The 14,906-nt window shown below is 41.9% G+C and carries 14 protein-coding genes; 6 read left to right on the top strand and 8 right to left on the bottom strand.

Annotated features, from left to right (window positions below; all coding sequences use genetic code 11):
• Positions 1–23: 23 nt before the first annotated feature.
• The 3 genes from can (at position 24) to ilvN (ending at position 3,232) form a co-directional block, all read left to right on the top strand.
• Positions 24–704, top strand: a complete 681-nt coding sequence (gene can / locus ACJ7Z2_RS08100) for a carbonate dehydratase (RefSeq protein ID WP_006250068.1) — start codon at positions 24–26, stop codon at positions 702–704.
• A 322-nt stretch (positions 705–1,026) separates the two neighbouring features.
• A complete protein-coding gene (locus ACJ7Z2_RS08095) occupies positions 1,027–2,748 on the top strand; it encodes an acetolactate synthase 3 large subunit (protein WP_154704326.1) in 1,722 nt (573 codons plus the stop codon).
• Positions 2,741–3,232, top strand: a complete 492-nt coding sequence (gene ilvN / locus ACJ7Z2_RS08090; protein WP_006250071.1) for an acetolactate synthase small subunit — start codon at positions 2,741–2,743, stop codon at positions 3,230–3,232. The genes ACJ7Z2_RS08095 and ilvN overlap by 8 nt, the downstream gene beginning before the upstream one ends.
• A 79-nt stretch (positions 3,233–3,311) precedes the next feature.
• On the opposite strand, the gene ACJ7Z2_RS08085 is transcribed toward ilvN, so the two are convergent.
• The 4 genes from ACJ7Z2_RS08085 to pepP form a co-directional block, all read right to left on the bottom strand.
• Entirely contained in the window at positions 3,312–4,199 is an 888-nt protein-coding gene (locus ACJ7Z2_RS08085) for a DMT family transporter (RefSeq protein WP_409499951.1), read from the bottom strand.
• A 39-nt stretch (positions 4,200–4,238) separates the two neighbouring features.
• Complete coding sequence (argA, locus tag ACJ7Z2_RS08080) at positions 4,239–5,555, bottom strand: amino-acid N-acetyltransferase (RefSeq protein WP_409499950.1); 1,317 nt, start codon at positions 5,553–5,555, stop codon at positions 4,239–4,241.
• A 128-nt stretch (positions 5,556–5,683) separates the two neighbouring features.
• Positions 5,684–5,869, bottom strand: coding sequence for a YegP family protein (locus tag ACJ7Z2_RS08075; RefSeq protein ID WP_409499949.1), 186 nt, complete (start codon positions 5,867–5,869; stop codon positions 5,684–5,686).
• Between the two features lie 192 nt (positions 5,870–6,061).
• Positions 6,062–7,384, bottom strand: coding sequence for a Xaa-Pro aminopeptidase (gene pepP, locus ACJ7Z2_RS08070; RefSeq protein WP_409499948.1), 1,323 nt, complete (start codon positions 7,382–7,384; stop codon positions 6,062–6,064).
• 209 nt (positions 7,385–7,593) lie between these two features.
• Between pepP and ACJ7Z2_RS08065 the strand changes: the two genes are divergently transcribed.
• Positions 7,594–7,917 carry a transcriptional regulator gene (locus tag ACJ7Z2_RS08065; protein ID WP_409499947.1) on the top strand — a complete coding sequence of 108 codons (324 nt, stop codon included), beginning with the start codon at positions 7,594–7,596 and terminating at the stop codon, positions 7,915–7,917.
• A gap of 76 nt (positions 7,918–7,993) precedes the next feature.
• On the opposite strand, the gene glpX is transcribed toward ACJ7Z2_RS08065, so the two are convergent.
• Positions 7,994–9,013, bottom strand: a complete 1,020-nt coding sequence (gene glpX / locus ACJ7Z2_RS08060; RefSeq protein ID WP_021279864.1) for a class II fructose-bisphosphatase — start codon at positions 9,011–9,013, stop codon at positions 7,994–7,996.
• A 196-nt stretch (positions 9,014–9,209) separates the two neighbouring features.
• Here glpX and zapB point away from each other — a divergent pair, with 196 nt between their 5' ends.
• Positions 9,210–9,428: a cell division protein ZapB gene (gene zapB / locus ACJ7Z2_RS08055; RefSeq protein WP_006249013.1), complete on the top strand. Its 219-nt coding sequence runs from the start codon at positions 9,210–9,212 to the stop codon at positions 9,426–9,428.
• 55 nt (positions 9,429–9,483) lie between these two features.
• Positions 9,484–10,065, top strand: a complete 582-nt coding sequence (locus ACJ7Z2_RS08050) for a thymidine kinase (RefSeq protein ID WP_318007149.1) — start codon at positions 9,484–9,486, stop codon at positions 10,063–10,065.
• 88 nt (positions 10,066–10,153) lie between these two features.
• Here the strand turns inward: ACJ7Z2_RS08050 and ACJ7Z2_RS08045 are convergent, their stop codons facing one another.
• The 3 genes from ACJ7Z2_RS08045 to ACJ7Z2_RS08035 form a co-directional block, all read right to left on the bottom strand.
• Positions 10,154–11,272, bottom strand: a complete 1,119-nt coding sequence (locus ACJ7Z2_RS08045) for an anaerobic sulfatase maturase (protein ID WP_409499946.1) — start codon at positions 11,270–11,272, stop codon at positions 10,154–10,156.
• A gap of 129 nt (positions 11,273–11,401) precedes the next feature.
• The gene (locus tag ACJ7Z2_RS08040; protein ID WP_409499945.1) at positions 11,402–12,850 is read right to left on the bottom strand and encodes a sulfatase-like hydrolase/transferase; all 1,449 of its coding nucleotides are present in this window, start codon (positions 12,848–12,850) and stop codon (positions 11,402–11,404) included.
• A gap of 234 nt (positions 12,851–13,084) precedes the next feature.
• Entirely contained in the window at positions 13,085–14,782 is a 1,698-nt protein-coding gene (locus tag ACJ7Z2_RS08035; RefSeq protein ID WP_409499944.1) for a solute:sodium symporter family transporter, read from the bottom strand.
• Positions 14,783–14,906: the final 124 nt, after the last annotated feature.

Below are 14,906 nucleotides of genomic sequence, written 5' to 3'. Positions count from 1 at the left end.
ATTAGTGTTAAAAAGGAGAATTTATGGAAAAAATTGAACGCTTATTTGCCAATAATCACGCCTGGGCAACTAAGATGAAAGATGAACAATCGGATTATTTTAAAGAATTAGCGGAACATCAAAAGCCAACCTATTTATGGATTGGCTGTTCCGATAGTCGTGTGCCTGCTGAAAAACTCACAGGGTTAGGCCCCGGAGAATTATTTGTTCATCGAAATGTAGCAAATATGGTGATTCACACTGATCTTAATTGTCTGTCGGTTGTTCAATATGCGGTAGATGTATTAGAAATTGAGCATATTATTATCTGTGGTCACACTAATTGTGGTGGTATCAATGCGGCAATTGCACAAAAAGAACTTGGTTTAATTAATAACTGGTTGTTACATATTCGTGATATCTGGTTTAAACACAGCCATTTACTAGGCAAACTTCCCTATGAAGAGCGATCAAATGTCTTGACCCGATTAAATGTTGCAGAACAAGTTTATAATTTAGGTCAGTCCTCTATTATTAAAACCGCTTGGGAACAGGGTAAATCCCTCTCGCTACACGGTTGGGTATACGATGTTACAGATGGTTTCTTGATTGACCAAGGTGTTATGGCTACTAGCCGAGAAACATTAGAAATTACCTATCGTAATGCAATAGCTAAAATAACAACCGAAGCAAACGAAAAAATAGTTTTAAACGATGAAAATTAGCCATTGTAAGCGGTTAAATTTATCGATTTTTTTACAATCTTTTTATAAAAAACCATTGTTTGATGGTTTTTTATTTTCCTGATTCCTGTTATCGTCAAAAAAGTTTTAAATTTCAGCAAAAGTGTAAAATATAGATTTAAAAATCAAAAAAATACAAATATATAGATTTATTTTTATAAAATCCCAACCTTTTAAGATAAAAAAGAATATAAATCTAGCAAATCTAGCATTTGATCCCATAATAAGAACTAGACATCAATAAAATTTTACTGCAAAATCCAACCATCTTAGAGAAGAAAATGCTATTTTGTTGGAGGATTCAATGAAAAAACTTTCTGGTGCAGAAATGATTGTACAGTCCTTAAAGGATGAAGGCGTAGAATACGTTTTCGGCTATCCGGGTGGCTCTGTACTCGATATTTATGATGCAATTCATACACTTGGGTTGAATCACGTTTTAGTTCGACACGAGCAAGGTGCTGTACATATGGCTGATGGCTATGCCCGTTCAACAGGTAAAGTCGGCTGTGTGCTAGTGACTTCAGGTCCGGGAGCAACGAATACAATCACTGGTATTTTAACCGCTTATACCGACTCTGTTCCGTTGGTAATACTGTCGGGTCAAGTTCCATCAAGTTTAATTGGAACAGATGCATTCCAAGAAAGTGATATGATCGGTATTTCTCGTCCGGTTGTAAAACACAGTTTCTTGGTAAAAAGTACAGAAGAAATTCCTTCGATCATTAAGAAAGCTTTCTATATTGCCTCAACCGGTCGACCAGGTCCGGTAGTTATTGATATTCCTAAAGATGTAGTCAATCCATTAAATAAATATCCCTATGAATATCCGCAAGAAGTATCAATGCGTTCTTATAACCCAACGGTTCAAGGGCATAAAGGGCAAATTAAAAAAGCATTAAAAGCACTATTAGTGGCAAAACGCCCAGTACTTTATGTAGGCGGTGGTGTAATTAGTGCAGAGTGTTCCCCAGAAATTACAGAGTTTGCACAAAAGCTAAATCTACCTGTAACCTGTTCCTTAATGGGACTAGGTGCCTACCCTGCCTCTGATAAGCAATACTTAGGTATGTTAGGAATGCACGGCACTTTTGAGGCAAATAATGCAATGCACGAAAGTGATTTGATTTTAGGTATTGGGGTACGTTTTGATGATCGTACAACAAATAACTTAGCAAAATATTGCCCGAATGCAAAAGTGATCCACGTGGATATTGATCCAGCCTCAATTTCCAAAACAGTACAAGCTTATATTCCAATTGTAGGCAGTGCTAAGAATGTAATGGAAGAATTTTTATCTTTATTAGGTGAGGAAAATCTTGCAAAAAATCAGGTAGATTTAACCGCTTGGTGGCAACAAATTGATGCTTGGAAAGCTCGTAATTGCTTAGCCTTTGAAGAAAACAGTGATGTGATTAAGCCACAACAAGTGATTAGAATGATCCACAAATTGACCAATGGGGAAGCCTATGTTGCCTCAGATGTTGGACAACATCAAATGTTTGCTGCATTGCATTATGGGTTTGATAAACCACGTCGTTGGATTAATTCAGGCGGTGCAGGCACAATGGGCTTTGGCTTACCTGCTGCGATGGGGGTAAAATTTGCCCACCCTGATGCCACTGTTGTTTGTGTAACCGGTGATGGTAGTATCCAAATGAATATCCAGGAACTTTCCACCGCAAAGCAATACGACACACCGATTGTGATTGTCAGCTTAAATAACCGTTTCTTAGGTATGGTGAAACAGTGGCAAGATATTATTTACTCTGGCCGCCATTCACAGGTGTATATGAATTCTCTACCTAACTTTGCTAAATTGGCAGAGGCTTATGGCCACGTTGGGATTCAAATCGACCACCCTTCTGAATTGGAGGCAAAATTAACTGAGGCATTCTCAATTAAAGATAAACTTGTATTTGTTGATGTATTGGTCGATGAAACGGAACATGTTTACCCAATGCAAGTGCGTGGAGGAGCAATGAATGAAATGATGTTAAGTAAAACGGAGAGAACAGATGCGTAGAACATTAGCCGTATTATTAGAAAATGAATCAGGTGCATTATCTCGTGTAGTTGCCCTTTTCTCACAACGTGGTTTTAACATTGAAAGCTTGACCGTTGCCCCTACTGATGATCCAAGCCTTTCCCGTATGACAATTGTCGCGCAAGGCGAAGAACAGGTGTTAGAACAAATCGAAAAGCAACTACACAAACTCATTGATGTGTTTAAAGTGAGTAACTTAAGTGCTTATGAACACGTTGAGCGTGAAGTGTTATTGGTAAAAGTGCGAGCTACAGGTTCATCTCGTGATGAACTGAAACGTATGGTAGATATTTACCGTGGGCAAATTGTAGATTTAACGCCGAAACTTTACACCATTCAATTATCCGGTTCTACCGAGAAACTCAATGCATTTATTGAGGCAGTTAAAGAAGAAACAACGATTGTAGAGATTGTTCGCTCCGGCGTGATTAGCCTATCTCGTGGTGATAAGAACGCTCTGTAAGCGGTCAATTTTAGCTTAAAATTTGCAAATCCCTTTATCTTAAAGATAAAGGGATTTTTTATGTAACGTGAATTTGTTGCTAATTACTCTGTTTAGTTTCAGCGTGAGTAATATAAATGGTTGCCGCAATAATAATCGCTGCCCCTAGCCATAATTTACCCGGTGGCACCCAGTTAAATACCAACCAACCGGCTAATACATTCAGCGGTAATTTAATAAAATCAAACGGCTGAATGTAGGAGGCATCTGCTACACTGTAGGCTTTGGCTACCGCCAGTTGTGCTAAAGCCGTAAAGAAACCAAGTAAGATTAAAAAGCCGAAATCACTCCAAGAAGGTAAACTAAAGCCACTAGGACTAAGGTTTGTGAGCGCAATCAACAAATTAAAAGGCGTAATTAAAATAAACAGGTAAGCAACCATCGTAGTCGGGCTATCGTAGCGAGAGAGTTTTTTCACCATCAGCGAATAACCTGCCCAGAAAAAAGCCGCAGCAATCGGCAGTAACGCAATCATTTCAAAATGGTCACTCCAAGGCTCTAGAATAATCATTGCCCCAACAAACCCCATTGCGGTTGCAATCCAACGCTTTTTATCCACTTTCTCTTTTAAAAACAGACCGGAGCCGATGGTCACAAACAATGGTGAAGTCATCAATAACGCTATGCCCTGCCAAATAGGTAATTGGTTAGCGAGTGCCATTGTCCAACATTGAATACCAATCGCAGATAGAAAAATCCGAAAACAGTGTTGCCCAAAATGCTCGGTTTTTAATGAAGAGAAGAAACCGATATTATTCATACTGGGTACGAGGAAAATAAAGGCGACTAAATATTGCACCAGTGCAATCACGCTCGAATCAATCGGTGAAATGGACGTTAATTTGGGAATTAAGGTATTGATACAGGCAAATAATACACCTGCGGTAATAATTGCCATAGCCCCTTTGATGGGTTGATGTTTTTTCATAGTTCTCCTGGTAACAAACGGTCAAAAACATTGAATATTTTACCAAAGCGGTAAAATTAATACTTTAGAACGACGTTGATAATTGTAATTTTCCCGTTTATAACGAGGTAAATCTTGGGCATCTGCCAGCCTAAATCCTCGTTCTTGGAACCATTGTGTGGTTCTTGTAGTCAGCACAAAGAGTTTTTCCATTCCCAGTTGCACTGCCCGTTTTTGAATATTTTCCAGTAGAATATCCCCTCTTGAGGAATCACGATAATCAGGGTGAACCGCCACACATGCCATTTCCGCCATTTTTTCTTCCGGATACGGGTTAAGTGCCGCACAGGCAATCACCACACCATCACGCTCAATAATGGTATAGTTGGCGATTTCCATTTCTAATTGTTCTCGAGAGCGTTTTACCAATATGCCCTGCTGTTCGAGTGGGCGAATTAAATCTAATAATCCCGGAATATCGCTGGAGTTCGCAATACGCACTTGCTCCGAGCTTTCCATTGAGAACTGCGTGCCAATACCATCACGAGAGAATAACTCTTGAAGCAATGAGCCATCTTCTTTATAGCTTAATAAATGCGAGCGTTTCACTCCCTCTCGGCATACCGTGATCGCCGCCTGCAAAAACCGAGCTTTCGGGGTGTGATATTCGCCACGCTCGATTAACTGCTGTAACAAGGTTTCGCCATCTTGCGGAAGATAATCTGGAATTGGCTTGCCGTTTTCATCTAAAATCCCCTGCTCTTCACAAAAACCGATTAATTTATCGGCACGAAGTTTAATTGCAACCTGTGTGGCAATATCTTCAAACGGCAGATTAAACATTTCACCGGTGACAGACGGGGCAATCGGACCAAGTAATACAATCGAATTTTGTGCCAGTTGCTGCTTAATGCTCTCAATATTAATACGACGGATTTTACCGCTTAGTGCATAATCTACCCCATCCACCACGCCGATGGGCTGGGCTAAAATCATATTACCACTGACTACATTAATCACTTCAGAATGGGGTAAACGCAAGGAAAGACGGGCAAATAAATCATAATGAACTTTCCCTACCGCTTGTTTTACATATTCTAGCGATTGCGGATTAGTTACACGGATATTGTGGTAATACTCAGGTTCAATATTATTTTGAGCCAGTAATTGATTAATCTGCGGTCTTGCTCCAAATACAATCACTAATTTGATATTTAGGCTGTGCAGTAGGCTGATGTCATTGATAATATTGACAAAATTTGGGCTTTCTATCACATCGCCGTCAAGCATAATCACAAAGGTTTTGCCTCTGTGCATATTAACATAAGGTGTAGATTGCCTAAACCATTGAGCTAATGCGAGTTCTGTGTTTTGCATATATTTCCTCTTTATAATATAAACGCATATTATCTTTTTTAGAAAAATCCGCAAGCCTTAAATTGAATAATTAAGCATCATATTTGCATAAATAACAAAGCCCTGAAATAATATCAGGGCTTTATAGATTATGCTTCAGCTTTAGTTAAATCTTTTACTTCTGTTTCAGGTGTAACTTTTTTAACTGCTTCAATGCCTTTTTGACAACCTTGCTTAGTCGTATAAGCTTGGCTGGTTGCAATAACTTCGTGGTTACCCTCTTTTAAACGCCAACGAAATTCTTCTTTTGCGTCTTTGTAAATTTCAAAATACATATAAACACTCCTTCGTGTTGTGATTGCCCAAACACTGTGTTTGGTCGGGTTAGATTAAGCTAAATTCCCCAAAATATCAAACAAATGGTCACAAAAAGCATAGCTTTTTGAACGTTGGCTTTGCCAACGGCAGCGAAGCTGTGAACAATCCTTACAAGGATTGTGAATAATTTTTTTACAAAAATTTGCGAATTAATTTAACGATTGCATTAACTGCTCAATATCCGCAATTTCTTTCGGGCAACCGCTGGTTAAGTTTTTGTTGCCGTATTCGGTAATCAGCAAATTATCTTCAATCCGAATCCCAATGCCTTTATATTGCTCCGGTACATCAGCCTCTGTAGGAATATATATACCGGGTTCAACCGTTAACACCATACCAATCTGCAAAGGACGATCCCGCTCCGTGCCGTAATCCCCCACATCGTGAACATCTAGCCCTAGCCAATGCCCTAATCCGTGCATATAAAATTGGCGATAGGCTTTTTGCTCAATCAGGCTTTCCACATCACCGTTTAAAATCCCTAAGCGAACCAAGCCCTGCGTGAGAATCTGTACAGCCTTATCGTTTGCCGCTTTAATCGAGCTGTTTGGCACAAGAAGCTTCATCGCCTCTTTTTGCATAGTTAAGGTTAATTCGTACAGCTCTTTTTGCGGTTCGGAGAATTTGCCATTGATAGGGAAGGTTCGGGTAATATCGCCGGCGTAATACGCAAATTCCGCCCCGGCATCAATCAGCAATAAATCGCCGTTTTTAAGCACCTGATCATTTTCATTGTAATGAAGAATACAGGTATTCTCACCGCTGGCAACGATTGAATTATATGCCGGAAACCTTGCTCCAAAACGGCTAAATTCGTGTTGAATTTCCCCCTCAATTTCCCATTCATAACGATTCGGGCGAGCTTGTTTCATCGCTCGAATATGTGCCATTGAAGAAATATGACACGCCTGCTGAATTAAGGCAACTTCAAGCTCTGATTTAATCAACCGCATTTCCGACAACATTGGCTGCCAATCAATCAAGGTTGTCGGCACTTTTTGCCGATTGGCTTTCATTTTTTCAAATGTTGCAAACAGAATCTTATCGCCCCACTGTTGTAGCCCTAACGCACAATAACAAGCGGTCAGATTTTCTAATTTTTTTGCAAGAACAGTTTCCATGTCATCAATATCAAAAGCTGCGTTAAGCTGTAACGTTTTTGGAGCTTCCTCAACCCCTAAACGTCTGCCATTCCAGGTTTCCATTAAAGGGTCTTTTTTACGCACAAAAATAATACTTTCTGTTTTACCTTCTCTTTTTACCAGCAATACGGTTGATTTAGGTTCTGCCAAACCGGTTAAATACCAAAAGTAACTATCAGGTCTAAACAAGTATTCAGAGTCACTATTACGGCGTTTTTCCGATTCGGTAAAAACCAATAACGCAGAATTATCCTGCATTTGCTCAAGCACACGCTCACGGCGTGCGGTAAATTCTTCTTGTGGCATTTTAGCCAAATAAGCGAGATCCATTATTTCTCCTTTTTATTATATCGAAACTCAACGTATTTTAGCACAAACGCAGCATAAATTCAGCCCAACCAAAACAGATGAAAGATTATATTTGAGATCTTGATTGCAAAAACAAAACAGATTAAGATTAAATATAACCTTTATATATCCAAACAGGTTATATTTAACCCATAAACACATAAATAATCTACCTTTAGCTCAAAAATAAAATGAAACTATCAAACGAAATACAAAATCAGATAAACCAACTAAATCAGTTACGAAAACAGGCGCTCAAACAAGAGCGAGACGAGCAGAAATTATTTGAAAAAAACAAAATTGGGGATTTGCCACATTTTGGCAAGCAGCTTAATGCTCAGCGGAAACTATTAGGCATAGAATTAACCACCCTTGAAATGCAAACCGGCATTTCAAGCTCTACCCTAAAACGCTTATTTAAAGACCCAAGCCAAGTGAAATTTCAGACAATTTGTATTGTGGCAGAAACACTCGGCTTTAATTTATGTGCAATTAATACTCACAAACAAGAGTAAGCGTGACAATGTAGTGATTTTGATTACTTTGGGAAGACAAAAAATCGGGCTAAAAGCCCGATTTATCAGAGAAAAGCTATAAATCCAATAAAGAAAGGAGTTCGTTATCTTTACGATCGACATAATGGTCGGATTGAATTTTACGAATGGTTCTAGACTTACCACGAATAAGTAAGGTTTCAGTGCTGGCAATATTGCCTCTACGTTTAATCCCTTTTAACAATTCACCTGAGGTAATGCCAGTTGCAACAAAGACGATATTGTCATCACGCACCAAATCTTCTAATTTCAACACTGTATTCACCGGCACATTCATTTCATTACAGCGTGAAAGCTCTTTTTCGGTAGCAGTTAAATTTTCCGGGCTATTCCCCTTCACTTGGTTGCGAGGAATTAAACGTGCTTGCATATCGCCACCCAATGCACGAACCGCAGCCCCCGCCACTACCCCTTCAGGTGCTCCGCCGATACCATAAAGCAGATCCAATTCGCTCTCTGGCAAACAGCATTGCACCGCAGCCGCAACATCGCCATCAGGAATCGCAATCACTCTTACCCCTAATTTTTGCACATCGGCAATTATTTTTTCGTGGCGAGGTTTGGCAAGAATAGCAATAGTTAATTGGGAAAGTAATTTGCCCTTTTTCGAGGCGACACGGCGAAGATTTTGTTCAAGCGGAAGATTTAAATCAATCATTCCTTTGCATTCCTGCCCCACCACTAATTTTTCCATATACATATCAGGGGCTTTTAAAAAGGTTTCTTTGCCGCCTGCTGCTAATACCGACAACGCATTTGCCTGCCCCATTGCAGTCATACGAGTACCGTCAATCGGGTCAACCGCAATACTGATTTCCTCATCTTCTAGGCGGGATAAACCGATTTTCTCGCCAATATAAAGCATCGGTGCTTCGTCAATTTCGCCCTCACCAATTACCACTTCGCCACGGATTTCCATTTGGTTGAGCATAAACCGCATTGCTTTCACCGCAGCTTCATCAGCGGCATTTTTATCCCCACGGCCTAGCCAAGAGTAAGCTGCTAGAGCCGCTGCTTCCGTAACACGAGAAAATTCAAAAGAAAGAGTTCGTTTCATTTTTGTTCCTTAGTTTCTTGAAAGAAAAACTTTAAAAGAAGAGAGATTATATTTTATCAGTAACCTGCAAGCTACGTTACTAAAAAATCAGCGTTTGAATAAAAATTCACAAATAGCCAAACTTTTTTATAAAAATAAAGTCAGATTTAGAGTATAATCTTTACAAGTTTTTATATTATTTTAGAGGGAATTTACTATGTCATTATCGGTTTTAGACCAATTAGAAGAAAAAATTAAACAAGCTGTTGAAACTATTCAATTACTTCAATTAGAAGTTGAAGAATTAAAAGGCAAAAACGATGCAGCGAAACAAGAAAACGACACCTTGCGCAGCGAATATGAACAATTAAAAGTGGAACAACAAAACTTCCAAGATCGTTTACGTTCACTTTTAGGTCAAATCGACAACGTTTAATTCTATTTTCAGCACAAACGGCTAAATTTTTAGCCGTTTTTTATTTGTTACAGCTATGGCAAAACTCTATTTTTACTACTCTTCAATGAATGCAGGTAAGTCTACTACTCTGCTTCAATCTTCTTACAATTACCAAGAACGTGGAATGAACACTTTAGTTTACACCGCCGCTATTGATGACCGTTTCGGTGTGGGGAAAGTCAGCTCTCGTATCGGTATTTCACAAGAAGCCAATTTATTTACCGCTGATACCAATCTATTTGCGGAAATTAAGGCATTACACTCAAACAAAGCGTTACACTGTATCTTGATTGATGAGGCTCAGTTTTTAACTAAAACACAGGTTTATCAATTAAGTGATGTGGTCGATAAACTCAAAATTCCGGTGCTTTGCTACGGGCTACGCACCGATTTCCAAGCTGAATTATTTGAAGGTAGCAAATATTTGTTGGCTTGGGCAGATGAGCTGGAAGAACTCAAAACCATCTGTGATTGTGGCAAAAAAGCCCATTTTGTCGTTCGATTAAATGAAAAAGGCGAAGCCATTAAAGACGGTGAACAAATACAAATCGGCGGCAATGATAAATATCTCTCTGTCTGCCGCTATCATTACAAACAGAAGCTAGGCAAACTATAAGCCACAAGCAGCAAGCGGTTAAATTTTCGGGAATTTTTGCAAATTTTCAGCGAAATTTAACCGCTTGTTTGTGTTATTTACCTCTCTGTTACCTTCCTGCAAACCGAATTTGTTCACTCATTTGTCTCATCACGCCGGAAGTCTCGGCAAAAAACTGTTGGTAAGAGGGGCAAAGGTAGTTGTGATTTTCACCGCTGTCTTGGGGGACGATGCGGTGTTTTGGGCAGCCGCCGTGGCAGAGAATGCGGAATTTGCAATTTAGGCAGGTTTGCGAGAGTTTTGCCTGTTTATTCAGCCCGAATTGAAGCTGGGCTGCTGATGAGACGATCTCCGCCAGCGGTTGTTGGTTGAGGTTGCCGATGTGGTAGTCGGGATAGACGAAATGGTCGCAACTGTACACATCACCACAGGCTTCCACTACTAGTGAGCTGCCGCAAGTCGGACGGAAGACGCAGTTGTTGGAGGGATAGCCAAGCCACTGCCCGAGCAGGTTATCAAACTCGATCACAAAAATCTGCCCACGGTCGGGCAACCATTCGTGAAAGACATCGACTAAAAATTGCCCGTAGCCTTGGGGCGGAACGGAAAAGGGCTGTAATTTACCCTTGTGGCTTTCTACCACCGGAATAAACTGCATATAACGGCTGCCGAGGGCTTTGAGGGCTTGGTAGGTTTCTCTCCCCCGTTGCCAGTTGCGGTCGTTCACCACCGTGAGGGTGTTAAATTCCACGCCAACCTCTTTCAATAAATCGACCGCACTTTTCACCCGTTCAAAAGTCGGTTTGCCGTTGGTGGAAATGCGGTAGCGGTCGTGAATGTCGCTCAGTCCGTCAATGGATAAGCCCACCAGAAAATGATTCTCTTTGAAAAAGCTCGCCCACTGGCGGTTTAGAGCAATGCCGTTGGTTTGGATTGCGTTGGTGATCTGCTTGCTGTTTGCAAATTTTTGCTGATATTTGACCGCTTGTTTATAGAAATCTAAGCCCAGCAAGGTCGGCTCCCCGCCCTGCCACACAAAATCCACCCGTTGGCTTTGGTTGGCTTCGATATAATGGCGAATGTAGTTTTGCAGCGTTTCATCGTTCATAAACTGCGATTTTTCCGGCGGAATGGTCTGTTCCTTGCTCAGATAGAAACAGTACTCGCACTGAATATTACAGTGAAAACTGCTGGGTTTTGCCATTAGGTGGAAGTAGGTGGTAGTCATAAATTCTCTACATCATTCCCTAGCACGAGCCGTGCTAGGTTCAATAAACCAAGTCGCTCTGCGACTTATGGGCGAGCTACGGAGTAGCTCTGATTAAGAAGCCCTGTACGGCTCGTACAGGGCAACTCATTATATCTCATCAATAATCCGATACACCCAATTTTCCAGTGGGTCGTTGAGGCGTTTCATTTCCTGTCGCATTTCTTCCAACATCTCTTTTTTCACGGCTCGATAGGCTTCGTCATAAAAGAGGTTGTGCATCTCTTCGGGGTCTTTTCTGACATCGTAGAGTTCGCAGCGGTCGGCGGCGTTGAAGACTAATTTGTAATCCTTACGCCGCCACATACGCTGTTCAAAATAGACAAAATGCCCTGCCAGTTGGCACAACAAGCCTTTGCGGTCGTTGTTTTGGCTTTGTCTGGTTATAGGCAGAATGCTCTCGCCTTGGAAAGCGGTCGGGATCGGTTGATTTGCTACATCATACACGGTGGAAGTGAGATCGTGCAAATAAACGAGGTTATCGTCCACTTCATTCACTCTTGTGGAGTGCGGATCTTTGATAATCAGCGGAATGTTGTAGGTGGTTTCAAACATAAACTCGCCTTTTTCGATCATCTTATGCGCACCCATTGCATCGCCGTGGTCGGCAGTGGCAACGAGGAAGGTATTTTCATAGAGATGGTTCTCTTCCAAGAAACGGAACAGCTCGCCAATCGCATCGTCAATCAGCGTGATGTAGCCCCAGAATTTAGAAATCACCTCTTTCCAGCGCTCTTCGCTCGCCTCCCACATTCCCCACATTTGTGAAATGGTACGGAAGTGGTTCGGTTTACCCTCAAGCGGTTTGAAGAAACTTTCGTCCAGCACCACTTGGCTTGGGTCATACATTGAATAATACGGCTCCGGCACCACGCACGGGGTGTGTGGCCCCCAGAAATTGATCCACGCAAAGAACGGTTTCTTCTCATCAAGGGAGGCTTGAATGTATTTTTTCGCCTCGTCAATGATAAACCACTCTATCGTCTGCTCACGAGTGCCGGAAAGCAAGCCACAGAGTTCCTGCACACGCAGGTGCGGATTGTCGCCAAAATAGGCTCGGCTGACTTCGGGTGCATCATAGCCCTTTTCCGCCAACCATTCACGGTAGCGGTTGGAGTGTGTTGGCGGCTGATTAAACACGAGGTTTTTATACACTTGGCTGCCCGGATAGCCATAGCCGTCAAAGTTATGACCGGCGATGCCGTAATCTTCGGGAACGGATTTTGTACCAACGTGCCATTTGCCAATCACAAAGGAGTTATAGCCCTCCACGCCGGCAATGTTGGGGTTTTGTTGTGGAATTTCGCCAGTGCCGCCTTTTTCGCCGTTTTTGATAATCCCGTGGCTGGACGGCATTAAGCCGGTAAACAGCGAGGTGCGAGCCGGCCCGCAAACCGAAGCCGGCGTGAAAGCGTTGTTAAACCGAATGCCGTCTTTCGCCAAGCGATCTAAATTCGGGGTTTTCACCACCTGATGCCCGTAAGTTCCGAGCATATCTTTACGCACTTGATCTAACAAAATATAGATGATGTTATTCATAATGACCTCTTTGTTAGGGCAAGAACCCTGATGAAATAGTCTTCCAAATATGCACTCCCCTCTTTAGAAAAGAGGGGCAGGGGGAGATTTGACAGGCTAAATTAACGGAGAAAATAAGCAAAAAATGGTCGGAAAGCGAATATATTAAGGATTATTCATTCCCTCACTTCGATAATGACTACTGCCAAATCTCCCCTAACCCCTCTTTGCTAAAGAGGGGAATTTTCTATTTGGTTAATTCACCGCCTTTTTGCCTTTACATTTTGCAAAAAACACGACACAAACCACCGCTTGTAGCACCGCATACACCGCCAGCACCATCGCAGGGCTGCCGTCTGGCGAGGCTAAACCGAGCGGAGAGAGGAAAGCGTATAGCGTGAATAAGCCCAGTACGATAGAAGCCACTGCCAGTGGGGCGTATTCCCAGCTGCTTAAGTCCACATTGGCGTGGTTGATTTTGTTGTCTTCGTACGGAGTCGCACGTTTTAAGAAAGTACCTAAAATCAGCATTAACGCCACATCGAACACGAACAGGCCGGCTTGCACATACACAAAGTTGATTTTTACATCAAACACCCAAACGATGCAGAAGTAGAGAATAACGTGTGCGAGCAAGGCAATGCGTGCCGCTTTTCCTGATACAGTTTTGTTGAATAGTCCTACCGCAAATAATGCCACAATCGGAATGTTCACAAAACCGGCGAAGCGTTTGGTTAGTAAGAAAATACCGTCTGTGCCGAACATCAGTAACGGCCCAAAAATCATTGTAATCACCGCCATTACCGCAGAGACTTTTTTCGCATAGCTGATGAGTTCTGCATCAGAGAACTGTTTTTTGCTGATAGACGGCAGCAAGTCTTTACAGTAAATGGTTGCCGCTGAGTTTAAGAACGAGTTGAAAGTACTCAAAATCGCCCCGAACAATGCGGCAATAAAGAAGCCTTGTAGCACGGTTGGGAAAGTTTTGTTCACCAATTCAGGGTAAGATACGTCAATCGGTTTCAAGCCCTCGCCTAAAATGTGGAAGCTGAGCAAGCCTGGTAAGTTTAAGATAAGCGGTAGCAGTAATAAGAACAACGCCGCAATTAAGATCCCTTTTTGACCGGCTTTTAAGTCTCTCGCCCCCAAGGCACGTTGCACAATGGCTTGGTTAGTCGTCCAGTAGAAGAAATGCACCACCATAATGCCGGTGAAAATGGTCGGCCAAGGCACTGCATCGGTGGCACTGCCCACCGCATTCCATTTTTCAACATGAGTAGTGGTGATAATTTTCACCCCTTCCGCCATACTGCCGTTGCCTAAATAGATGAGTGCAAACACCGGCACTAATAATGCCCCGATGACTAACAAGACCGCATTCCAAGTGTCTGACACCGCCACCGCTTTTAAGCCACCGAAGATCGCATAAATAGCCCCAACAATACCAATCGCAATCACCGTGTAGGTGATCGCCGCCCCATAGCTTAAGCCGAAGGCAGTTTCAAGGTTGAAGATTTTATTGAACGCAATCGCACCGGTGTAAAGTGCGGTCGGAATGACGATGAAAAGATAGAACACCAAGAACAAGCCCGACATAATCAAACGGGTTTGGCGGTCGAAACGGTTTTCAAAGAACTCCGGAATGGTGGTGTAACCGTTGCGGATATATTTCGGCAACAGATAAAGTGCCAAGAAGCAAAGCGGAATCACTGCCGGCACAGTCCACGCAATAATCGAGAAATTACCGGCATAAGAGTTGGCATTCACGCCGATAAGTTGCTCGGTAGAAAGCGAGGTTAAGACCATTGAACAGCCGATAACCGTGGCACTCAAGCCACGCCCTGCCAAGAAATAACCTTTAGATGTTGAAAGATCGTCATTTCTGGTTTTTCGCCAGGATATATACCCGACTAGTCCAGTCACAACCAGAAAAGTAATTATTGTTAATAACATATTCTTCACCTCAATATGACTATATTAATGACATATCCCATTAGAGACAGGAATAGCATAAATCTTATTTTTAACGATAGAATATGATGTTTGTCATAATAGATATGTGATGGTGATCACAACT

Origin of the sequence: Mannheimia glucosida (assembly GCF_046267875.1) — a bacterium.
Lineage (GTDB): Bacteria > Pseudomonadota > Gammaproteobacteria > Enterobacterales > Pasteurellaceae > Mannheimia > Mannheimia glucosida.
Note: the sequence above shows the minus strand (reverse complement) of the source record. Positions and strands in the feature narration are given on the sequence as shown.